The sequence below is a fragment of the Pseudomonas sp. WOUb67 genome, assembly GCF_050058005.1.
Lineage (GTDB): Bacteria > Pseudomonadota > Gammaproteobacteria > Pseudomonadales > Pseudomonadaceae > Aquipseudomonas > Aquipseudomonas putida_R.
In genome coordinates this window covers 6,390,808-6,411,121 of sequence record NZ_CP170112.1, presented here as the reverse complement: position 1 = coordinate 6,411,121, position 20,314 = coordinate 6,390,808, and the positions used below count along the sequence as shown (strand labels likewise).

17 protein-coding genes are annotated in these 20,314 nt (G+C 65.1%); 11 read left to right on the top strand and 6 right to left on the bottom strand.

Going from position 1 to position 20,314, the window contains the following annotated elements; all coding sequences use genetic code 11:
- Positions 1-105 precede the first annotated feature (105 nt).
- Together ABOC32_RS28345 and ABOC32_RS28340 are read right to left on the bottom strand one after the other, a co-directional pair.
- Positions 106-1,062 (bottom strand): FecR domain-containing protein, encoded by a 957-nt coding sequence (locus ABOC32_RS28345; RefSeq protein WP_426809699.1) that lies wholly within the window; start codon positions 1,060-1,062, stop codon positions 106-108.
- Positions 1,049-1,564 carry a sigma-70 family RNA polymerase sigma factor gene (locus tag ABOC32_RS28340; RefSeq protein WP_426809698.1) on the bottom strand — a complete coding sequence of 172 codons (516 nt, stop codon included), beginning with the start codon at positions 1,562-1,564 and terminating at the stop codon, positions 1,049-1,051. The genes ABOC32_RS28345 and ABOC32_RS28340 overlap by 14 nt, the downstream gene beginning before the upstream one ends.
- Positions 1,565-1,735: 171 nt before the next feature.
- Here ABOC32_RS28340 and ABOC32_RS28335 point away from each other — a divergent pair, with 171 nt between their 5' ends.
- The 3 genes from ABOC32_RS28335 to ABOC32_RS28325 all read left to right on the top strand — a co-directional run bounded on the left by ABOC32_RS28335 (position 1,736) and on the right by ABOC32_RS28325 (position 6,012).
- A complete protein-coding gene (locus tag ABOC32_RS28335) occupies positions 1,736-2,362 on the top strand; it encodes a DNA-3-methyladenine glycosylase family protein (RefSeq protein ID WP_426809697.1) in 627 nt (208 codons plus the stop codon).
- Positions 2,363-2,491: 129 nt separating this feature from the next.
- Complete coding sequence (ada, locus tag ABOC32_RS28330) at positions 2,492-3,544, top strand: bifunctional DNA-binding transcriptional regulator/O6-methylguanine-DNA methyltransferase Ada (protein ID WP_426809696.1); 1,053 nt, start codon at positions 2,492-2,494, stop codon at positions 3,542-3,544.
- Positions 3,545-3,600: 56 nt separating this feature from the next.
- Positions 3,601-6,012 (top strand): DUF3772 domain-containing protein, encoded by a 2,412-nt coding sequence (locus tag ABOC32_RS28325; protein WP_426809695.1) that lies wholly within the window; start codon positions 3,601-3,603, stop codon positions 6,010-6,012.
- A gap of 130 nt (positions 6,013-6,142) precedes the next feature.
- Here the strand turns inward: ABOC32_RS28325 and ABOC32_RS28320 are convergent, their stop codons facing one another.
- From ABOC32_RS28320 to ABOC32_RS28305, 4 genes are all read right to left on the bottom strand, one after another.
- Entirely contained in the window at positions 6,143-7,360 is a 1,218-nt protein-coding gene (locus ABOC32_RS28320; RefSeq protein ID WP_426809694.1) for a DUF3422 domain-containing protein, read from the bottom strand.
- A gap of 337 nt (positions 7,361-7,697) precedes the next feature.
- Positions 7,698-9,128 carry an aldehyde dehydrogenase family protein gene (locus ABOC32_RS28315; protein ID WP_426809693.1) on the bottom strand — a complete coding sequence of 477 codons (1,431 nt, stop codon included), beginning with the start codon at positions 9,126-9,128 and terminating at the stop codon, positions 7,698-7,700.
- A 13-nt stretch (positions 9,129-9,141) separates the two neighbouring features.
- Complete coding sequence (locus ABOC32_RS28310; RefSeq protein ID WP_426809692.1) at positions 9,142-10,641, bottom strand: purine-cytosine permease family protein; 1,500 nt, start codon at positions 10,639-10,641, stop codon at positions 9,142-9,144.
- 93 nt (positions 10,642-10,734) lie between these two features.
- Positions 10,735-11,124 carry a YybH family protein gene (locus ABOC32_RS28305; RefSeq protein ID WP_426809691.1) on the bottom strand — a complete coding sequence of 130 codons (390 nt, stop codon included), beginning with the start codon at positions 11,122-11,124 and terminating at the stop codon, positions 10,735-10,737.
- 380 nt (positions 11,125-11,504) lie between these two features.
- Here ABOC32_RS28305 and ABOC32_RS28300 point away from each other — a divergent pair, with 380 nt between their 5' ends.
- The 8 genes from ABOC32_RS28300 to ABOC32_RS28265 all read left to right on the top strand — a co-directional run bounded on the left by ABOC32_RS28300 (position 11,505) and on the right by ABOC32_RS28265 (position 20,312).
- The gene (locus ABOC32_RS28300) at positions 11,505-12,524 is read left to right on the top strand and encodes a transporter (protein ID WP_234227564.1); all 1,020 of its coding nucleotides are present in this window, start codon (positions 11,505-11,507) and stop codon (positions 12,522-12,524) included.
- Positions 12,525-12,794: 270 nt separating this feature from the next.
- On the top strand, positions 12,795-13,415 hold the full coding sequence (ycaC, locus tag ABOC32_RS28295; protein ID WP_043204063.1) for an isochorismate family cysteine hydrolase YcaC: 621 nt from the start codon (positions 12,795-12,797) through the stop codon (positions 13,413-13,415).
- 105 nt (positions 13,416-13,520) lie between these two features.
- Positions 13,521-14,339: a polyphosphate kinase 2 gene (gene ppk2 / locus ABOC32_RS28290; protein ID WP_426809690.1), complete on the top strand. Its 819-nt coding sequence runs from the start codon at positions 13,521-13,523 to the stop codon at positions 14,337-14,339.
- Positions 14,340-14,375: 36 nt separating this feature from the next.
- Complete coding sequence (locus ABOC32_RS28285) at positions 14,376-15,572, top strand: monovalent cation:proton antiporter-2 (CPA2) family protein (RefSeq protein WP_426809689.1); 1,197 nt, start codon at positions 14,376-14,378, stop codon at positions 15,570-15,572.
- A 39-nt stretch (positions 15,573-15,611) separates the two neighbouring features.
- Entirely contained in the window at positions 15,612-16,709 is a 1,098-nt protein-coding gene (locus ABOC32_RS28280; protein WP_426809688.1) for an AI-2E family transporter, read from the top strand.
- Positions 16,710-16,712: 3 nt separating this feature from the next.
- Positions 16,713-18,227: an efflux transporter outer membrane subunit gene (locus ABOC32_RS28275; RefSeq protein ID WP_426809687.1), complete on the top strand. Its 1,515-nt coding sequence runs from the start codon at positions 16,713-16,715 to the stop codon at positions 18,225-18,227.
- Complete coding sequence (locus ABOC32_RS28270; RefSeq protein WP_426809686.1) at positions 18,224-19,312, top strand: HlyD family secretion protein; 1,089 nt, start codon at positions 18,224-18,226, stop codon at positions 19,310-19,312. Before ABOC32_RS28275 ends, ABOC32_RS28270 begins: the two co-directional genes overlap by 4 nt.
- A complete protein-coding gene (locus tag ABOC32_RS28265; RefSeq protein ID WP_426809685.1) occupies positions 19,302-20,312 on the top strand; it encodes a DUF2955 domain-containing protein in 1,011 nt (336 codons plus the stop codon). Before ABOC32_RS28270 ends, ABOC32_RS28265 begins: the two co-directional genes overlap by 11 nt.
- Positions 20,313-20,314 lie beyond the last annotated feature (2 nt).

Sequence of the window (20,314 nt, the reverse complement as noted above, 5' to 3'; positions counted from 1 at the left end):
CTTGTGCTGCGAAGAGGCCGGTAAGGCTAAAGATTATCTTCGGCTGCAATGGCCTCTTCGCAGCACAAGGCTGCTCCTACAAGGACAGCGCAGCCCTCGAATTATTCAGGCCGCGCCGATGCTTACCCAATAGCGCGTTTTGTAGTCGACGCGCACCGGCAGGCTGTGGGTGAGCAAGTGCAGAATCTGACCGGTATCGGCCAACTGATAGGTGCCTGACACCTTCAGGTTCGCCACTTCAGGGGCGCAGCGCATCAGGCCAGGGCGGTAGCGGGCGAGCTCTGCGACAAACTCGGCCAGTGGCATCTGCTGCACGCTGAGCACGCCGTCGATCCAGCCCCAAGGGTCACTGTGCACCGTCACCGCCTGGACACTGCCATTGGCCCCGACCTGCAAGGTTTCGCCCGGCTGCACCTGCCGCGGCGAGGCCGAAGTGGGGAACAGCGTAACCTCACCACGACGTACCGCCAGCAGCAGGCCCTGGTTGTTTTCGCGCAGCAGCAGTTGGCCGTTGAGGGTGGTCAGCGGGCCGATGCGGGTGTCGATATGGAACGGGCGTATATCGTTGGGGTTGCTGTCCAGGCTGACCTCGCCACGTACCAGTTCCAACTGGCGTTGATCGGCGCTGTAATGCAGGTCGATGGCGCTGGCAGTGTTCAGCTGTATGTGGCTGCCATCGCTGACTTGCCACTGGCGCCGTTCACCTGTGGCGGTGCTGCTGTCGGCCAGCAGCTGCGGCAGGCCCAGAGGTTCGCGCGCGGCCCAGCCCAGGCTGCCGCCCACGGCCAGCAGCCCAAGCAGCTTGAGGTGGTCGCGGCGGCTGCTGCGCTGGCGCTGGCTGCCGTCCAGGGTGCGCCGGCTCAGGTCCTTGGGCAGCCCGGCCAGTTCGTCGCCGAGGTGGCTGACCCGTTGCCAGGCCAGCGGGTTGTGCGGGTGGCTGGCCAGCCAGTGCTGGAATTGCTGCTCGGTACGCGGGCTGGGGCGGTCGAAGCGCAGCTTCACCAGCCAGTCGATGGCCTGGTCGACCTGCGCCTGCGCCGGCGCGGTGTCATGCATCGGCATAACGCAACCGGTAGCAGGCGCCCAGGGCTTTGGCCAGGTCGCGCTCGACGGTGGCTCGGGACACTTCCAACTGCTGGGCGATCTGCACGATGCTCAACCCGTCCAGTTGAGCCAGCAGAAACGCCTGGCGAACACGCGGTTTCAGCTGGTGCAGGGCACGGTCGAGGCGGTCCAGGGCATCGAGAATCACCAGCCGGTGCTCTTCGCTGGGTACCTCGGCTTCGGGCAGGTGGGCCAGGCTTTGCTGGTAGGCGTGTTCCAGTGCACGGCGGCGGAACTGGTCGATCATCAGGCCACGGGCGATGCTGCTGAGGTAGGCGCGGGGCTCTTTCAGCGGCGAAACCTGACGGGCCCGCAACAGGCGCACGAAGGTATCCTGGGCCAGATCGGCGGCATGCTCGCTGCAACCTACCCGGTTGCGCAACCAGCCGCGAAGCCAGCTATGGTGGGCCTGGTAGAGCAGAGCGACCTCGGTCGGCTTGAGCGTGTCGTTGATCTGCATCGTAGCGAAGGCCCGGTCCTGTGAATTGCGCGACTGTGAATAGTTCTCAATTCTATGCGGCGATAACGGCACAGGGCAATGGTATGCCAGGAATTCGCCGCGCAAGAACCGGCGTTTACCCGATGAACGGCTGGGCTAAGCTGGACCTGCATTTACCCTGTTGGAGGCGCCATGATTCTGGCCGACCTTACGCCCGAGGCCTACTGCGAGGCCACTGAATACCTGGCAGCGCTCGACCCGGACTGGTCGCGGCACATTGCTGCAACCGGGCCCTGCCTGCACCAGGCCACGCCGGGGCGTGAGCCCTATGAGGCGCTGGTGCGGGCGATTGCCTACCAGCAGTTGCATGCCCGGGCTGCCGAAGCGATCCTTGGCCGGTTGCTGGCGTTGTTCCCGGAGGTTGCGTTCCCGACGCCGCAGCAGTTGCTGACGGTCAGCCCGGAAACCCTGCGCGCCTGTGGTTTTTCGGCGAGCAAGCTGGCGACGATCCAGGGCATTGCTCAGGGCCGGCTAGAGGGCCTGGTGCCGACGCGGGAAGAGGCATTGGCCATGGCTGACGAAGCACTGATCGAACGCCTGGTGGCCTTGCGCGGGGTAGGGCGATGGACGGTGGAGATGCTGCTGATCTATAGCCTGGAGCGTTCGGACATTCTGCCAGTGGACGATTTTGGCGTGCGTGAAGGGTATCGGCGGTTGAAGGGGTTGGAGAAGGCGCCGACACCGGCGCAGATGCGCTCCCTGGGCGGCGGGTGGCGGCCGTTTCGCACCGTGGCGGCCTGGTACCTGTGGCGTGCCTGAGGCTCTGGCATTGCCTGTACCGGCCCTTTCGCGGGTAAACCCGCTCCTACATGGATTGCGTAACGTTGTAGGAGCGGGTTTACCCGCGAAGAGGCCGGTACAGGCGACAACTTATCTGGATGCTGACCCATGAATCTCTACACCACCCCTGACCAGCGCTGGCAAGCCGTCGAGTCCCGCGACTCCAGCGCCACCGGCCACTTCGTCTACGCCGTGCGCACCACGGGCGTCTACTGCCACCCCGGCTGCAAATCACGCATGGCCAAGCGCACCAACGTCGAATTCTACGACACCTCCGCTGCCGCCGAAGCCGCAGGCTACCGGGCCTGCAAGCGTTGTATCAGCAAGGCCAGCACCACCCGGCACAGCCAACTGGTCACCCGCGCCTGCCGCCTGATCGAAACCAGCGACCCCGCGCCCAGCCTCGACCAGCTCAGCGCGCAACTGGCCGTCAGCCCCTTCCACTTGCACCGGCTGTTCAAGGCCGAAACCGGCGTTACCCCCAAGGCCTACGCCACCGCCTTCCGTGCCCGGCGCCTGCGTGCGCACCTGGAAGACGGCCAGCGTTCAGTCACCGACGCCATCTACGATGCCGGCTACAACTCCAACAGCCGCTTCTACGAAAGCGCCGACCAGCGCCTGGGCATGCGCCCCCGGCAGTATCGCGCCGGCGGCGCAGGGGCAACCATCCACTTCGCCCTCGGCCAGTGTTCGCTGGGCGCAATCCTGGTGGCCCAGAGCGAGAAGGGCATTTGCGCGATTTTGCTGGGCGACGACCCCGAGGGCCTGCTGCACGACCTGCAGGATCAGTTTCCCAAGGCCCACCTGATCGGTGGCGACAGCGCCTACGAGCAGTTGGTCGCCGAAGTGGTGGGCTTTGTCGAGGCCCCGGCGCTGGGCCTGGCGCTGCCGCTGGATGTGCAAGGTACGGCGTTTCAGGAGCGCGTGTGGCAGGCGCTGCGCGAGGTGCCGGCCGGCAGCCGGGTCAGCTACACCGACATTGCCGAGCGTATCGGGGCGCCCAAAGCGGTGCGCGCGGTGGCCATGGCCTGCGCGGCCAACCACATCGCGGTGGCCATCCCCTGCCATCGGGTGGTGCGCCGGGACGGCGATATCAGTGGCTACCGTTGGGGTGTCGAGCGCAAACAGCAATTGCTCAAGCGAGAGACGGCACTCTCCTGATTGCCTGAAGCCGCGTAGAATCCCCCGCCAAATCGAGTTGTAAAGAGGAAACTTCGATGAGGCGTGTCAGCCTTGCCCGTTATTGCCCAGGCCTGATGGCCCTGCTGGCCCTGATGCTGGTTATTGCCAGCCCGGCCTGGTCGGCCCCGGCCACGCCACTGTCCAACCTGGCCGCTGCCGAAGCGCCAGCGCTGGATGAAAACGCCAGCATCGAACAGCTGAGCGACCGGCTGGACCTGATCCGCCAGGGTGTCACCAGCGAGGCCAACGACGACTTGCTGTCGCAGTTGCGCCTGGCAGCGATGCAGGTTCAACGCCAGGCGGATGCATTGAGTGCGCAGCGCACCGCCGACGTAGGCAAGCTCGACGACAAGCTGAAGGTCATCGGCCCGGTCCAGCCGGACGAGGCCGTCACCCTGACCCAGCAGCGCAAAGCGCTGGAGGCGGAAAAAAAGGCACTGGTCGCCCAGCAGGATCAGGCCACCAAGCTGACCCAGTCGGCCCGCGACCTGTCCACGCAAATCGTCAACCTGCGCCGCAGCCAGTTCAACTCGCAGATCACCAGCCGCGCGGCCTCGCCACTGAGCCCGGCGTTCTGGCAGAGCATCATCCGCCCTACCCAGGACGACGTGGCGCGCTTGCGTGACCTGCGCGGCGAGGCGGCCGATGCCATCGGCAGTGCCTTCAGCGCCGAAAACCGCTGGCTGTTCATTACCAGCCTGGTGGCGGCGATTCTGGTCTGGACCTTGGTGCGGCGCGTGCTCGAGCGTTTGCTGGCCAGTGCCATGGTTGGCTGGTTGCCCGAGGGCCGCCTGCGCCGCAGCGCCTTGGCCCTGGGCGTCAGCCTGGCAACCCTGGGTACCATTGCCGGTTCTGTATCGCTGCTGCGCTGGGGACTGGAGAGCAGTGCCGAGCTGGGTTCGGATATCGCCAGCCTCACCAACCACATTCTCACCCTGGTGGTGTTCAGCGCCTTCATCACCGGCCTGGGCCGTGCCATGCTGATGCTGCAACGGCCGTCGTGGCGCCTGCCGGCGATCCATGACGAAGTCGCCAGCGCGCTGGGCTGGTTCCCGAAGGTGCTGGCATTGGCACTGATGGTCATGATGACCATGGAGCGCATGAACAGCGTGATCGGCGCCAGCCTGGCGCTGACCGTGGCCGTCAACGGCCTGACCGCGCTGGTGGTGGCGTTGATCTTTGCCGGCGCACTGGTGTGTTACCGCCGCACGCTGCGCAAGCATGATCTGGAGCGCCCCACGGGCCTGGCCGGGTTGATCCCGTTCGTGATGGTCATCTGGTTGGCCTTGATCCTGCTGGCGCTGCTGACCGGTTACCTGACACTCGCCTATTTCCTTACTGCCAAGCTACTGTGGGTCAGCCTGGTGGTCACCTGTGCCTACTTGCTGACGACCTTCTTCGGCGACCTGTGCGAAACCCTGCTGTCGCCACGTCAGCCGGGCGGCCTGGCGCTGGCCTCGACCCTGGGCCTGGCCCCTCGCCACCAGGCGCAGGCCAGCACCGTACTGGCCGGCATCGGCCGCACCATTGTGCTGTTCCTGGCGCTGCTGCTGGTGTTGATGCCGTCGGGCACCAGCCCCAGCGAACTGCTGCTGAGCCTGGGCGACTGGGACGGCACCGGTGGCAAGCTGCTCGGCAACCTGAACATCGTGCCGCAGGACATCCTGCTGGCGCTGGGGATCTTCTTCGGCGGCCTGTTCGCCATTCGCGTGGTCAAGCGCTGGCTGAGCGATCGCCTGCTGCCGGAAACCGACATGGACGCCGGCATGCGGGCTTCGCTGGTGACCCTGGTGGGTTACCTGGGCTTCCTGTTCCTGGCCATGCTGGTGATGTCGACCCTGCGCATCAACCTTACCAGCCTGACCTGGGTGGTCAGTGCCCTGTCGGTGGGTATCGGTTTCGGCTTGCAGCAGATCGTGCAGAACTTCATCTCCGGCCTGATCCTGCTCACCGAGCGCCCGGTCAAGGTGGGCGACTGGGTCAGCCTGGCGGGTGTCGAGGGTGACATTCGCCGCATCAATGTGCGTGCCACCGAGATCCAGATGTCCGACCGCTCGACGGTGATCGTGCCCAATTCGCAGTTCATTTCGCAGAACGTGCGCAACGTGACCATGGGCAATGCGCTGGGCGTGGTCGGCATTACCCTGACCCTGCCACTGGAGACCGATGCCAACCAGGTACGCGAGCTGTTGCTGGCGGCGTACCACGAGCATGAGGCCATTCTGGATGCGCCAGCCACTTCGGTGTCGTTCAAGGACCTGACGGCCAGTGGCATGGTGATTGGCGTCAGTGGTTACGTGGCGGGGCCGCGGCAGGTGTCGGGCACCCGCAGCGACCTGCTGTTCACCATCCTTGGGCGACTGCGTGATGAGGGTATTCCCCTGTCTTCGCCGCAGAGCATGGTGCTGGTGCAGGAAGGTGCGCGCCCGGCTGACGAGTCGGTGTAAAGAGCGGGGGCTGCTGCGCAGCCCTTTCGCGGCACAAGGCCGCTCCTACAAGGGATCGCGTGCCCTGATAGTTCGCATCCCCCGTAGGAGCGGCCTTGTGTCGCGAAAGGGGCGCACAGCGCCCCCGAATTCAATGCTGCTTGGCCTGCTTGATCCGCAGCAGAATCACCAACAACACCAGCAGTACTGGCGGCGCCATGGCCAGCAACCCATCCCGCGCCGTCAGCCCCAACCCCAGCACATTCAGCCCGCCATACAGCAGCTTGAACAAGTTCAGCAGGTAGTAGGTGATGGCAATGATCGACAGGCCTTCCACCGCCCGCTGGATCTTCACCTGGGCATCGGCCCGGGCATTGAGGCTGCGCAGGATCTCGGCGTTCTGTTCTTCCATTTCTACCTGCACCCGCGCCTGCAACAGGTCGCCCAGGTTCGCCACGTTCTTCGCCAATTGCTCCAGCCGCTGCTCGGTCGCCGCGCAATAGCGCACAGTCGGCTTGAACCGACGCTCGATGAACACCCCCAGGCGTTGGCAGTCGCCCACATGGCTTTCCCGCAGCTCGCCGAGGCGCTCGAACACCAGTTGCGCATAGGCCTGGGTGGCGCCGAAGCGGTGGCGGGTTTTCACCGTGTGGCTGACCACCTGGCGTGACAGGTGGGCAATGGCGTCCAGCAGCCCTTTGGAGTCATGGCCGTCGCCCCCGGCACTGCGCTCCGAGAGGGTGACCAAGGTCTTGTCGAAGGTGTCCAGTTCGAGGCTCAGGGCCTTGGCTGTGGCCAGGGTCAGCGAGGCCATCATGCGGTACGTCTCGATTTCCAGCAGACGACGGATCATGCGGCCCTGGCGGTAGGCATTGAGGCGGCGGTTGATGAACAGGAAACGGTTGGTGCCATCTTCGGTCAGGCGGAAATCGCTCCACACCACCGCATCGCCCCCGCCAACGCACGAGCCGCAGGGGTCCTTGAAGCCGTAGTGGGCCAGGTTCAGGTCCTGTTCGTCACGCACCAGCACCTGCACGGCGTTGATGACCTGCGCTGCCTGCGGGGCAATCGCCTCGGCCAGCACCGGCGGCAGGGGCTGCCATTCGGTGTCGGCGGCAGCGCAGGGCACCACCAGGGTCAGGGTGAAGAACTCGGTGTGCCGTTCCCACTTGAACGGGTGGCCATCCAGGTGGGTGATGCCTTGGGCCGCCGCACTGTCCAGGGCAGCCGGGCAGCAGCGTTGCAGCAGGGCTGCGCACGCGGCATCACCGCCGAGCAGGGCCAAGTGGAAGACATGCGCCGGGCCGTCGAAATACAGCGACGGGCGGGCGTGCAGTTCGTTGTGCAAGGCGGTGCGTTGAGGGTGCATGGGTGGTCCGGCCTGGTGTTGTGATTATGGGGGTACCAGGAGGTGGGACTTTGCGGGGGGAGTGGAAAGTCACGCGGGGGAGGATTTTCTGTCGCCTGTAGCGGCCTCTTCGTCCCACAGGTACTGCACAAGCCTGAAGCCTGCGCGATCCCTGTGGGAGCGGGCATGCCCGCGAAGAACCCAGCGCGGTGGATGGCACCGGCTTCGCCGGTGTTCGCGGGTAAACCCGCTCCCACAGGTACTGCGTTAAGCCCGAAGCCTGCGTGGTCCCTGTGGGAGCGGCGGTGCGGCGGTCCGATTTACCCGCGAATGGGCCGCAAGGCGGCCCCTTGCGGTATCAGCCGAGGCAGCGGGTCACATGCTTGACCGATTGGTAGGCCGACAACCCCCAAGGCCCCAGCTCGCGGCCGATACCGCTACCCTTGGTGCCGCCCCATGAGGTTTCGACGAACACTGCCTGCACCGAGTTGATCCACACATGGCCAACCTCCAGCGCGTCGGCCACGCGCTCGGCGCGTTCAAGGTCGGCAGAGCACACTGTTGCCACCAGCCCGAAGCGGCTGTCGTTGGCCTCGGCAATCGCCTGTTCTTCACGGGCAAACCGGCGTGCGCACAGCACCGGACCAAAGATTTCCTCGGTCCACAGGCGGCTGTGTTTCGGCACATCGGTATACAGCGTAGGGCTGACGAACCAGCCGTCGCGGTCCAACGCCTTGCCACCGGCCAGGCACTGCAAGCCTTCTTCCCGCGCCGTGGCGAAGTAGCTGGCCACCTTCAGCCACTGGGCCTGGCTGGTCAGCGGGCCCATGTCGACCTCTTCGGTCAACGGATTGCCAACCCGCAGGTTTTCCAGTGCCGCCTGCAAGCGTGGCAGCAGCGCATCGGCAATACCGTCCTGCACCAGCAGCCGCGAAGTGGCCGAACACATCTGCCCGGCGTTCCAGCTGATGCCGGCGACAATCCACTCCACCGCCTGGTCGACATCGCAATCGTCGAACACCACGATGGCAGACTTGCCGCCCAGCTCCAGCGTCACCGGCCGGCACTGTGCCGACGCGCTGCGCATTACCTGGCTGCCGACGCTGTTGCTGCCGGTGAACGACAGTTTGTCCAGGCCGTTGTGGTTGCTCAGCGCAGCACCGGTCTCGGCCTTGCCGTTGACGATGTTCAGCACCCCGGCCGGCAGGCCCAGGGCGTCGGCGATCTGGCCGTAGGCCTGCTCGATCAGCGGGGTGACCTCCGACGGCTTGAGCACCACGGTGCAGCCGGCAGCCAGTGCCGGGGCAAGCTTCCAGGCGCTGGTCACCAGCGGGAAGTTCCACGGCACGATCAGTCCGACAACGCCCACCGGCTCAAGACGAGTGCGGGCAGTGAAGCCTGGGGCGGCCAGCGGTACGTCGCGATTTTTCGCAGGCAGTTGCTCGGCCAGCTCGGCGTAGTAGCCGAAGGTGGCGATGGCGTCGTCCAGGTCGATCTCGGCTTCGTGGCGCGGCTTGCCGTTGTTGCGCATCTGCAAGGTGATCAACGCTTCGCGGCGTTGCCCGAGCTGTTCGGCAAAGCCGCGCAGGTAGGCAGCGCGTTCGCTGGCGCTGGTGGTTTTCCAGGCGGGCAGGGCGCTGCGCGCGGCCACTACGGCCTGGTCGACCTGGGCCACGCTGGCGGCCATGAATTCGGCGAACGGTTGCCCCAGTGCAGGGTCATTGACGCTGATGCAGTCGCTGCCTTGGCCTTCGACCCAGCGGCCGGCGATGTAGTGGGAATTGGTCATGGTCGGTTTCCAGTCAGGCCATTTCGGCAGTGGTCACAGGCGTGTGCGCGGTGCTTTTGCAGCGCACCCAACGCGGGCCCCGGGGGCCATACACGCCAGAAGGTTCAGGGAACAGGTTGAGCAGCAGCAGGTACAGCACACCGGCCAGGCCCAGGGTGACCGGCAGGCTCAGGTCGATGCCGCCAGCCAGGTCGCCCAGCGGGCCGACGAACTGCCCTGGCAGGTTGACGAAGCACAGGCCGACCGCCGCGCTGGGGAGCCAGGCGCCCATGCCGCGCCAGTTCCAGCCGTGCAGGAACCAGTAATGGCCGCCACGCTGGCCGCGGGTGAAGACCTGCAGGTCATCGGCGTGGTAGAAGCCGCGGCGGGTGATCAGGCCGAGGATCATGATCACCATCCACGGGCTGGTGCAGGTGATGATGAGTACCGCAAAGGTCGACACGCTCTGCACCAGGTTGAAGGTGAAACGGCCGACGAAGATGAAGCCGATCGCCAGCACACCGATCAGCAGCGTGGCGCCGGCGCGGCTGAGCAGTCGCGGGAACACGCTGGACATGTCCAGGCCCGTGCCATACAGCGCAGTGGTGCCGGTGGACATGCCGCCGATCACTGCAATCAGGCACACCGGCAGGAAGAACCAGCTTGGCGCCACCGCCAGCAGGCCACCCACATAGTTGTTGGCGGCGATGTAGTCCGGTGCCTGGGTCGCGACCAAGGTGGCGGTGCACAGGCCGAACAGGAACGGAATCAGCGTTGCGCCCTGGGCGGCAATCACCGCCAGCATGATGCGCGCCTTGGGTGTTGCACGCGGGATGTAACGCGACCAGTCGCCCAGGAAGGCGCCGAACGACACCGGGTTGCTCATGGCCAGGATCGCAGCGCCGACGAACGCTGCCCAGAAGCCCGCCTGGCCGTGGTTGACGCTACCTGCGTAGCCGGCGTCGAACGGCCCGGCAAAGGCGACGATGCCCAGCAGGAACAGCAGGCTCGAAGCCCACACGGCAATCTTGTTGACCCACAGCATGAAGCGGAAGCCGAAGATGCACACCACCAGTACCAGCACCGCGAACAGGCCGTAGGCCAGGCCCAGGGTGAGGTCGGTTTCCGGCAGGCCGGCCAGGCGCTTGGCGCCGCCGACCAGGGCATCGCCCGAGCTCCACACCGACAGCGAGAAGAACGCCACCGCCGTGAGCAGCGACAGGAACGAGCCGACGATACGCCCGTGCACGCCAAAGTGCGCACCTGACGACACGGCGTTGTTGGTGCCGTTAAGCGCACCGAACAACCCCATCGGCGCAAGAATCAGCGCGCCCACGGCAACGCCGAGCAGAATTGCCCACACGCCCGCCTGGAACGACAGCCCGAACAGCACGGGGAAGCTGCCCAGCACGGCGGTGGCGAAGGTATTGGCACCGCCGAAGATCAGGCGAAACAGGTCCAGCGGGGAGGCGTCGCGTTGATCGTCGGGGATCTGTTCGACGCCGTTGGTCTCGATACCGGTCGAGTGGCTCATGGTGATGCTCCAGCGCGGTTGTTGTGGGCCTGCGCGTGCGCGGGCCTTCTTGTGGGTGCGATGGCAGGGCGGCAGGGCCGCGTAAAAAGGTGATCAGGCCGGGGAGACGACCGACAGGTGCTCGTGGCAGGCCAGCCACTGGTCACCCTGGCGGCGGAAGACGATGGTCTCGCGTTCGCTCAACTGGTGTTCTTCGCCGGCGATGCGGATATGCGTGGCCACATCGTGCATGAAGATCGCCAGATCACCTTGCAGGCTCACGTGGGCATTGCCCGACTGGCAGGCAAGCACGGCAAAACCTTCGGCCTGCCACTGGGCCCAGAGCTCTTCGTAGGCACGGCGCGACAGCAGCGGTTGCGGCAAGGTGTGGAAAAGGAACGTGGCGTCTTCGCTGAAGCAGGCGAAATAGCGGGCGGTGTCGTTACTGGCAAACGCGGCAACGAGGTCGGCGGCGGCTTGGCGCACCTGAAGTGTCTGGTCCACGGGAGTGGCCTCACGGTTTTTGTGATTATGGTGAAGCGATTCTGGTGGTGGTTGGCGAGGGGACAAATCGCTGAAGGCAAATAATCAGTTCAGGAATTTGTGAAGTGATGGCGGCGAACCGGTAACCGTGGTTAGCAGCAAGCTCCCGGGTTGGTACAGCTTCTGTAGGAGCGGCCTTGTGTCGCGATCGGGCCGCAGGGCGGCCCCAGCAATTTCTGCAGTGAAGCTGAAATCCCGGGGCCGCTGTGCGGCCCGATCGCGACACAAGGCCGCTCCTACAGGAATCGCGTCAGCCGTCATGGCGAAGGCTGCTGTCATCTGGCTGCAACGTTTTTTCAGCAACATTTCTGCCATCTCCCCGTGCCTCATTGCGAGTTCGAATGGGCCATCCCGCGCTGCACCTGCCACAGGACCACGACCTGTTCGGCCTGCTCTACGCCTTCGCCTTTCGCCCCGGCCAGCCAGGGCGTGAAATCGATTCTGCGCAGTTGCTGCTCAAGCTCGGCCAGCCGCTGGAGCCTGGCGAGTTTCTCTGGGTGCACCTGAACCTGGCCCACGCGGCCTGCGAGCGCTGGTTGCGTACCCACCTGCAGTTGCCCGAGGCCTATTTTGAAACCCTGCGCGAAGGCTCGCGCTCGACCCGTATCGAGCACGCCGACTCGGCGCTGCTGGCAGTGGTCAACGACGTGGTGTTCAACTTCGGCCTGGTGTCGTCGGACATTTCCACGCTGTGGGCCTGTGCCAGCAGCCAGTTGCTGGTAAGTGCACGTTTGCAGCCGTTGCATTCGGTGGACAAGCTGCGCTCGTCGGTCAAGCATGGCGAGCGCTTCCATTCGTCCATCGAGTTGCTGGTGCACCTGCTGCGCGACCAGGGCGATGTGCTGACCCAGATCGTGCGCGAAACCACCACCAGCGTCGACCGTATCGAAGACCAGTTGTTGTCCCAGCGCCTGAGCGACAACCGTGCCGAACTGGGCAGCATGCGCCGGGTGCTGGTGCGTTTGCAGCGCCTGCTGGCATTGGAGCCGGGGGCATTGCTGCGGCTGCTCAACCGCCCGCCCGAGTGGTTGCAGGAACAGGACATACGCCAGCTGCGCGCGGCCACCGAAGAGTTCACCCTGGTCATCAGCGACCTCACCGCCCTGGGCGAACGGATCAAGCTGCTGCAGGAAGAAATCGCCGCCAAGGTCAACGAGCAGACTAACCGCACCCTGTTTACCCTGACCGTGGTAACGGTGCTGGCGCTGCCCATCAACATCATCGCCGGCTTCTTCGGCATGAACGTCGGCGGCGTGCCCCTGGCGGAAAACCCCCATGGGTTCTGGGTACTGGTGGCGTTGGTGGCGACCTTCACCGTGCTGGTGGGGCGCTGGGCGTTTCGTAAACGCCGTGAGTACTGACTCTTGAGCGCGGACCTGATTTTTTGTGGGAGCGGGCATGCCCGCGAAGCAGGCGACGCGGTGGATGGCACGGGCTTCGCCCGTGTTCGCGGGCAAGCCCGCTCCCACAGTGATCGCGCAAACTTGCAGATTTTGACCAAGACAGTTGCCCCCGCAAAGGACCGCGCACGCTCAGACGCTGTGCGAAACCTGACCCGACCGACGGCCCTCCCGCCCCACTATCCTTGCCTACGCTGATACTCCCAACCCGCTGAAGCAAGGAGATCCACCGTGACCTTCCAATACAAGCGTCTGGACAAGAACAACGTCGCCGTGCTGCTGGTTGACCACCAGACCGGCCTGCTCTCGCTGGTAAGGGACATCGACCCCGACCGCTTCAAGAACAACGTGCTGGCCCTGTCCGACCTGGCCAAGTACTTCAAGCTGCCGACCATCCTCACCACCAGCTTCGAGACCGGCCCCAACGGCCCGCTGGTGCCGGAACTGAAAGAGCAGTTCCCTGACGCCCCCTACATTGCACGCCCCGGCAACATCAATGCCTGGGACAACGAAGACTTCGTCAAAGCGGTAAAAGCCACTGGCAAGAAGCAGCTGCTGATCGCTGGTGTGGTCACCGAGGTGTGCGTGGCCTTCCCGGCGCTGTCGGCGCTGGAGGAGGGCTTCGAAGTATTTGTCGTCACCGACGCCTCCGGCACCTTCAACGAACTGACCCGTGATTCAGCCTGGCGGCGCATGGAGGCGGCCGGGGCGCAGCTGATGACCTGGTTCGGCGTGGCCTGCGAGCTGCACCGTGACTGGCGCAATGACATTGAAGGGCTGGGGACCCTGTTCTCCAACCATATCCCGGACTATCGCAACCTGATGACCAGTTACAACAAGCTGGCCAAATAGCGCCTCGTGGGGGCTGCAAGGCAGCCCCTCACCAATCTGCAAGCGAAGCGGCAAACCGTCATGAATCGGCCATACTGACTCTTCATTCGCCTTCAGGAGAGTGTCATGTCGAAGCCGTCCAGGAAGAAACCCACCCAGGAACAGCCAGAAAAACTGGGCGGCAAGGCCTACGAAAAAGCGCTCAAGCACCTGCATGTGGAGCTGGTGAAGTTGCAGGAATGGGTGGTGGCCAAGGGCCTGAAGGTATGCATCGTCTTCGAAGGCCGCGATGGCGCAGGCAAGGGCGGCACCATCAAGGCCATTACCGAGCGCGTCAGCCCGCGGGTGTTTCGCGTGGTGGCGCTGCCGGCACCGACCGAGCGGGAAAAAACCCAGATGTACCTGCAGCGCTACCTGGGGCATTTGCCCGCCGCGGGCGAGGTAGTGATCTTTGATCGCAGCTGGTACAACCGTGCGGGCGTCGAGCGGGTAATGGGCTTTTGCTCCGACGAACTCGTCGACAAGTTCCTCGCCGGTGTGCCCGTGTTCGAAAAGGTCATGGTCGAGTCGGGCATCATCCTCATCAAGTACTGGCTCGAGGTCAGCGCCGAAGAGCAGACCCTCCGCCTGCAGGACCGCATCAACGATGGCCGCAAGCTGTGGAAGCTTTCGCCCATGGACCTCAAGTCGTATACCCGCTGGGATGACTACACCCAGGCGCGTGACGACATGTTCGCCGCGTCGGATACCGCCTGGGCGCCGTGGTTCATGGCCCATTCCAACGATAAACGCCGCGCCCGCCTGAACATCATCAGCCATCTGCTCAGCCGGATTCCGTACAAGGACATCACCCGTGACCAGGTGGTGAAGCTGCCCAAGCGCGGCAAGATCGGCAAGTACAAGGCTGTGGCCTACCCGTTCAAGGTCGTCGAAGAACGCTTCTGAACCCCTCCCTGCGGGGAGCTGCGAGGGTACGAGCCCATGCCACATGACGGCAGCCTGTTGCAGGCGACTGTGGTGTTCCTGCTGGCCGTGGTGCTTCTGGTACCACTGGCGCAGCGTCTGCGGATGGGCGCTGTGCCTGGGTATCTGCTGGCCGGCATGCTCATCGGCCCCTCGGTGCTTGGCCTGCTGAACAACCCCGACAACGTGGCGCGTCTGTCAGAGATGGGCGTGGTGATGCTGCTGTTCGTCATCGGCCTGGAGCTCTCGCCCCGGCGCTTGTGGACCATGCGTAGGGCGCTGTTCGGTGTGGGTACGCTGCAAGTGGGGCTGAGCGCCGTGGTGCTTGGGCTGCTGGCCTATTGGCTGTTCGACCAGTCGCGGCCGGCCGCCATCGTGCTGGGCGTGGGCCTGGCGCTGTCTTCCACCGCGTTTGGCCTGCAGGTACTGGCCGAGCGCAAGGACCTGGGCAAGCCGCACGGCCGCCTGGCTGTGGCCATCCTGTTGTTCCAGGACATTGCCGCGATCCCGCTGATTGCCGTGGTGCCGTTGCTGGGCGGCGATGTCAGTACGGCCGATGAAGGGGCCTGGCCATTGCTGGCCGTGGCAGCTGGCATTGGGGTGCTGATCATCTTCGGCCGCTACCTGCTGACGCCGGTGTTCAAGTGGACGGTGGGTTCGGGCCTGCCCGAGCTGTCCACCGCCACTGCCTTGCTGGTGGTAATGGGCACCGCCTGGGTGATGGAGCATGTGGGTGTGTCGATGGCACTGGGCGCATTCCTGGCCGGCGTGCTGATGGCCGAGTCGCCGTTTCGCCACGAGCTGGAAACCCAGATCGAACCGATCAAAGGCTTGCTGCTGGGGCTGTTCTTCGTGGGCGTGGGGATGAGCGCCGACTTGCACCTGCTGTTGGGCATGCCGCTGGCGGTGTTGGGGCTGACGCTGCTGCTGGTGGGTATCAAGCTGCCGCTGCTGTATGGCCTGGGGCGCATGGCCGGTGGCCTGAATACGTCCCAGGCGCTGTGCCTGGGTGTGGTGCTGGCCTCTGGGGGCGAGTTTGCCTTCGTGGTGTTCAAGCTGGCGCGGGACCATCAGGTGTTGTCGCCACAGGTGCATGACCTGCTGGTACTGGCCATCACCCTGTCGATGGCCGTGGTGCCGTTGGTGATGATGGCCCTGGCGCGGCGGCTGGCTGATCCCCCTTCGACGCAGGCAACCCCGGAAACGGACCACTGAATCGAGACACACGACGAACAGAGCGTTCGGAGGTGCAGCATGCAACCGGGTATCAAGCTGGACAGTGCGCTGTCGCGGGGCCTGCTCGATGTGTTGATCAAGGCGGGTCTGGTGGCCGGCCTGGTGATATTTGCCTTCCAGGTGTTCCAGCCGTTCCTTGAGCTGATGCTGTGGGCGGTGATCCTGGCGGTTACCTTGTACCCGCTGCATTGCCGGCTTCAGCGCCGTACCGGGCTCAAGCATGGCTATGCGGCGACGCTGGTGGTGTTGCTGGTACTGCTCGTGCTGCTGGTGCCGATCTACCTGGTGGTGATGTCGATCGGCGAATCGGTGGACAGCCTGGTGACGTTGCTCAGGAGCGGGGCCTGGAGCGTGCCGGCGCCACCTGAGTCTGTGCAGGGGTGGCCGCTGATCGGGCCGAAGGTGTATGCGCTGTGGCTGGCAGCGTCCGAGAACCTGGCCAGTGTGCTGAACCAGTGGATGCCCCAGCTCAGGGGTGCCGGGCTTACAGTGCTGGGCGCAGCAGCCAGCGCGGGTGCGGCGTTCTTCCTGTTCATTGGCGCGATCATCATCTCCGGGGTCATCATGGCTTTCGGTGACCGTGGCGAAATAGCCGCGCAGCGTATCGCCATGCGCGTATCGGGTGAGGAGCGTGGCAAACCGTTGGCCAAGCTGTGCACCGCAACCATTCGCGCAGTGGCGCAGGGGGTGATCGGCATTGCCTTTATCCAGATGCTGCTGATCGGTGTCGGCTTCGTGGTCAAAGGGGTACCAGGTGCCGGCATGCTGGCCATCGTCATCCTCATGCTGGGGATTGCCCAGGCACCCGCCACCCTGGTGACGGTGCCGGTGATCATCTACGTGTTCAACGTCGAAGGCTTCACTGTGGCGACCATCATCTTCGCCATCTACACCTTTGTCGCCGGGCTGGCGGACAACGTGCTCAAGCCGCTGCTGCTGGGGCGAGGGGTGGACGTGCCGATGCCGGTGGTGCTGATCGGGGCACTGGGCGGCATGGCGGTCAAAGGCATCATCGGCTTGTTCATCGGCCCGGTGATCCTTGGCGTGACCTACGTGTTGTTCTGGCAATGGGTTGCGCTGCAGGTGCCGGAGCAACCGGCACCCCCTGCTGCCTGAGCCATGCCCAACCGCTGCTGTGGCCTTGGCCTGCTGATGGTGCTGGCCGGTTGCACCCAGGTTGGCCCGGATTTCGAAAAGCCCCGGGACCCGTGGCTGGACGGCTGGAGCACGCCATTGCTGGAGCAGGCAAGGCGTAGCGCCGCAACACCTGACCTGCGCCAGTGGTGGGCGGTGTTTGCCGACCCGATGCTGGATGCGCTGATTGCCGAGGCCGACGCCAACAACACCAACCTGCGCGTGGCTGGCCTGCGCATTGCTGAAGCCCGCGCCCAGTTGGCCATCGTGCAGACCGGGCGTTATCCACAGCTGCAGCAGCTGAGTGCGCAGAGCCTGTACCTGAAGCAGAACCAGTCCGGCACGGCCACTGCGCGCGACTCGGTGTTCTGGCAATCCAGTGTCGGGTTCGACATCGGCTGGGAAATCGACTTCTGGGGCCGCTTCAGTCGCGCCATCGAAAGCGCCGATGCCGTGTACTTCGCCTCTCAGGCCAACTACGCCGATGCCATGCTGCTGCTGCGTGCACAAGTGGCCGACACCTACTTTGCCCTGCGCACTGCCGAGGCGCGGCTGGCTATCGCGCAAGAGAACGGCAAGCGCCAGGCGCGCAGCCTGGAGATCACCGAGCGGTTGTTCCGCCATGGCGAAAATGACGAGCTCGACTGGCAGCAAGCGCGCACTCAATACCTGGCGACCCTGGCCACCATCCCCGAATTCGAGAACCAGCTCAACGCCTTGCGCAATGTGTTGTGTTCATTGCTGGGCCGCGCGCCCGGGCCGCTGCCGCAGCTGGAGGCCGGCCATGGCCAGCTGCCGTTGCCAGACCGCGCAGTGCTGCAGGGCGTACCTGCCAGCCTGCTGCAGCGCCGCCCGGATATCCGCGCGGCCGAGCAGGCGGTGGCGGCGCAGTCGGCGTTGGTCGGCGTGGCCGAGGCTGATCTTTATCCACAGCTGAGCCTGCTGGGCAGCATCGGCTGGACCTTTTTATCGGCCAGCCACCTGCCCAATACCTTCGACATCGCCGCCGGGCCCAGCCTGATCTGGAACCCGTTCGACTATGGCCGGCGCAAGAACGCCGTGCGGGTAGAGGATGCCCGCTTGCAGCAACTGATCGAGCTGTACCACCAGGGCGTGCGCGAAGCCGCCCGCGAGGCCGACGATGCGGCCAGTGGGCTGGTGCGTTCGCTGCAGAGTGCAGCCATTCGCGACCAGGCCTCCCAGGCTGCGCAACGCTCGCTGAACCTGGCCAGCTCGCAGTACCGCGAAGGCTTTGCCGACTTCCAGCGCGTGCTCGACGCCCAGCAATTGTTGTTGCAACAGCAGGACGGCTACCTGGTCAGCCGCGGCAATGCCGTCAGCAGCCTGGTGACCTTGTACAAGGCCCTGGGCGGTGGCTGGGACGCCAACCGCGCACCGATCGACCCGGCCACCCGCCAGCAGATGCAACAACGTACCGACTGGGGCGACATGCTCGACCCGCCAGCCCCCACCGCACATGCAAAAGGTAAAAGCCAATGAGCGACGCCACGCCCCCGCCAGCCCCTGATCGCGGCATGCGCTGGGTACTGCTGTTGATCGCCGTGAGCCTGCTCTGGTACCTGCTGGCCGACCGCTTCACGCCCTACACCCAGCAGGCGCGCCTGCAGGCCTACGTGGTACCGGTCAGCGCCGAGGTGGCCGGGCAGGTGAGGCGCGTGGCGGTGGGCAACAACCAGGAAGTGCGCCAGGGCGATGTGCTGTTCGAGCTGGACCAGGAGCAGTACCGTATTGCCCTGGCCCGTGCCGAAGCCGACCTGGACACGGTACGCCGGCAAATCGGCGCCCACACCGCCGGTATCGATTCGGCCCAGGCGGCGCTGGTGGCGGCCCAGGCCAACGAGCGCAAGGCGCGGCAGGATGCCGAGCGGCTCAAGCGTTTGATCGATGAGGACCCAGGCACGGTATCGGTGCGCCGCCTGGAAGGCGCCCAGGCTACCCGCGACCAGGCCATCAGCCAGGTGGCGGCGGCCCGTGCCGAAGTGGAGCGTGCCCGTGAGCAGCAGGGCGGGGCGCAAGATGACAACGCCCAGTTGCGCAGTGCCGCAGCCAACGTGGAAAAGGCTCGCCTGGACCTTGCCCGTACCGTGGTGCGCGCCGATGCGAACGGGCTGATCACCGACCTGCGTACCGACGTTGGCCACTATGTCGGGGCGGGCAGCCCGATGATGACCCTGATCACTATCCATGACGTGTGGATAAGTGCCGACATGACCGAGAACAACCTCGGCCGCCTGCGCCCGGATACTCCGGTGCTGGTGGTGCTGGATGCGCTGCCCGGCACCGTGTTGAAGGGGCGTATTCGCAGCATCGGTTACGGCGTTAGCGTGGGCCAGAGCACCCCGCCGGGCACACTGCCCACTGTGCAGAACAGCCGCGAGTGGCTGCGTTCGGCCCAGCGCTTTCCAGTGATTGTCGAGCTGGAGCGTGATCAGCTGCCGGACAAGCGTGGGCTGCGGGTAGGCGGGCAGGCCGAGGTCATGGCGCTGCCCAGCGAAGGCAACCCGCTGAACCTGCTGGGCCGGCTGTTCATGTGGTTGATGAGCTGGTTGTCCTATGCCTATTGAGTTGCGCCGCCTGCGCGCCCTGCGCCTGGCCTGGGGTGTGGCGCTGTGCCTGGCGGTGAGTTTTGCCATCGGCTTGCCGGTGCCGATCCTGGCACCGGTGTTCGCCGTGCTGTTGCTGGCCATGCGCAGCCAGCCACTGCCCCTGCGAGCGGCGCCGGCCTTGGCGGTGCTGGTACTGCTCGCCTGTGGCAGCGGGCTGTTGCTGATACCGCTGTTGCGCCACGCCCCGGTGAGCGGGGTGTTGCTGGTGGGCGTAGGCGTTTTCCTCACTTTGCGCTACGCCCTCAAGGGCGGCAACGGCCTGCTGGCCAACTTGCTGGTGGTCGGCCTGACCATGATCGCCGCCGCCGGCACCAGCGACTTCACCTTGGCGCTGTCGGTGGTCGAAGCGCTGGCCAAAGGCATGCTGCTGGCCGTGCTGGGCACGGCGCTGGCGCATGTGCTGTTTCCCGAACCTGCTGGAGCACCGGCGCAACCGGTACCACCGCTACTGGGCAGCGAGCATGTCAGCTGGGTGGCATTGCGCGCCACGCTGATCGTGATGCCGGCGTTTCTGCTGGCGTTGATTGCGCCGGACCAGTACATGCCGCTGATCATGAAGGCGGTAAGCCTGGGGCAGCAGGCCGGGGAAACCCGCGCGCGGCATGCCAGCCGAGAGCTGATCGGCTCGACCTTGCTCGCCGGCTTGTTGGCGATACTGATGTGGGGCGCGTTGGGCCTGTTCGTGCACCTGTGGATGTTCTTCCTGTGGGTGCTGCTGTTCGTCCTGTGGCTGGCGCGGCGGCTCTATCAGGCCGTGCCGAATCGGCACAGCCCGGCGTACTGGGTCAGTTGCCTGACGACCCTGCTGATCTTGCTGGGGCAGTCGGTGCAGGACAGTGCCGGTGGGCAGGATGTGTACAAGGCCTTTGCAGTGCGCATGGCCTTGTTTCTGGCGGTCTCGGTGTATGCCAGTGCCATGTTGATCTGGATTGATGGGCGCCGGATTCGGTCTGCCTAGAT

Bases quoted from the DNA above. Each gene is read 5' to 3' on its own strand.
- ABOC32_RS28345 (WP_426809699.1), bottom strand. From the start codon at position 1,062: ATGCCGATGCATGACACCGCGCCGGCGCAGGCGCAGGTCGACCAGGCC.
- ABOC32_RS28340 (WP_426809698.1), bottom strand. From the start codon at position 1,564: ATGCAGATCAACGACACGCTCAAGCCGACCGAGGTCGCTCTGCTCTAC.
- ABOC32_RS28335 (WP_426809697.1), top strand. From the start codon at position 1,736: ATGATTCTGGCCGACCTTACGCCCGAGGCCTACTGCGAGGCCACTGAA.
- ada (WP_426809696.1), top strand. From the start codon at position 2,492: ATGAATCTCTACACCACCCCTGACCAGCGCTGGCAAGCCGTCGAGTCC.
- ABOC32_RS28325 (WP_426809695.1), top strand. From the start codon at position 3,601: ATGAGGCGTGTCAGCCTTGCCCGTTATTGCCCAGGCCTGATGGCCCTG.
- ABOC32_RS28320 (WP_426809694.1), bottom strand. From the start codon at position 7,360: ATGCACCCTCAACGCACCGCCTTGCACAACGAACTGCACGCCCGCCCG.
- ABOC32_RS28315 (WP_426809693.1), bottom strand. From the start codon at position 9,128: ATGACCAATTCCCACTACATCGCCGGCCGCTGGGTCGAAGGCCAAGGC.
- ABOC32_RS28310 (WP_426809692.1), bottom strand. From the start codon at position 10,641: ATGAGCCACTCGACCGGTATCGAGACCAACGGCGTCGAACAGATCCCC.
- ABOC32_RS28300 (WP_234227564.1), top strand. From the start codon at position 11,505: ATGGGCCATCCCGCGCTGCACCTGCCACAGGACCACGACCTGTTCGGC.
- ppk2 (WP_426809690.1), top strand. From the start codon at position 13,521: ATGTCGAAGCCGTCCAGGAAGAAACCCACCCAGGAACAGCCAGAAAAA.
- ABOC32_RS28285 (WP_426809689.1), top strand. From the start codon at position 14,376: ATGCCACATGACGGCAGCCTGTTGCAGGCGACTGTGGTGTTCCTGCTG.
- ABOC32_RS28280 (WP_426809688.1), top strand. From the start codon at position 15,612: ATGCAACCGGGTATCAAGCTGGACAGTGCGCTGTCGCGGGGCCTGCTC.
- ABOC32_RS28275 (WP_426809687.1), top strand. From the start codon at position 16,713: ATGCCCAACCGCTGCTGTGGCCTTGGCCTGCTGATGGTGCTGGCCGGT.
- ABOC32_RS28270 (WP_426809686.1), top strand. From the start codon at position 18,224: ATGAGCGACGCCACGCCCCCGCCAGCCCCTGATCGCGGCATGCGCTGG.
- ABOC32_RS28265 (WP_426809685.1), top strand. From the start codon at position 19,302: ATGCCTATTGAGTTGCGCCGCCTGCGCGCCCTGCGCCTGGCCTGGGGT.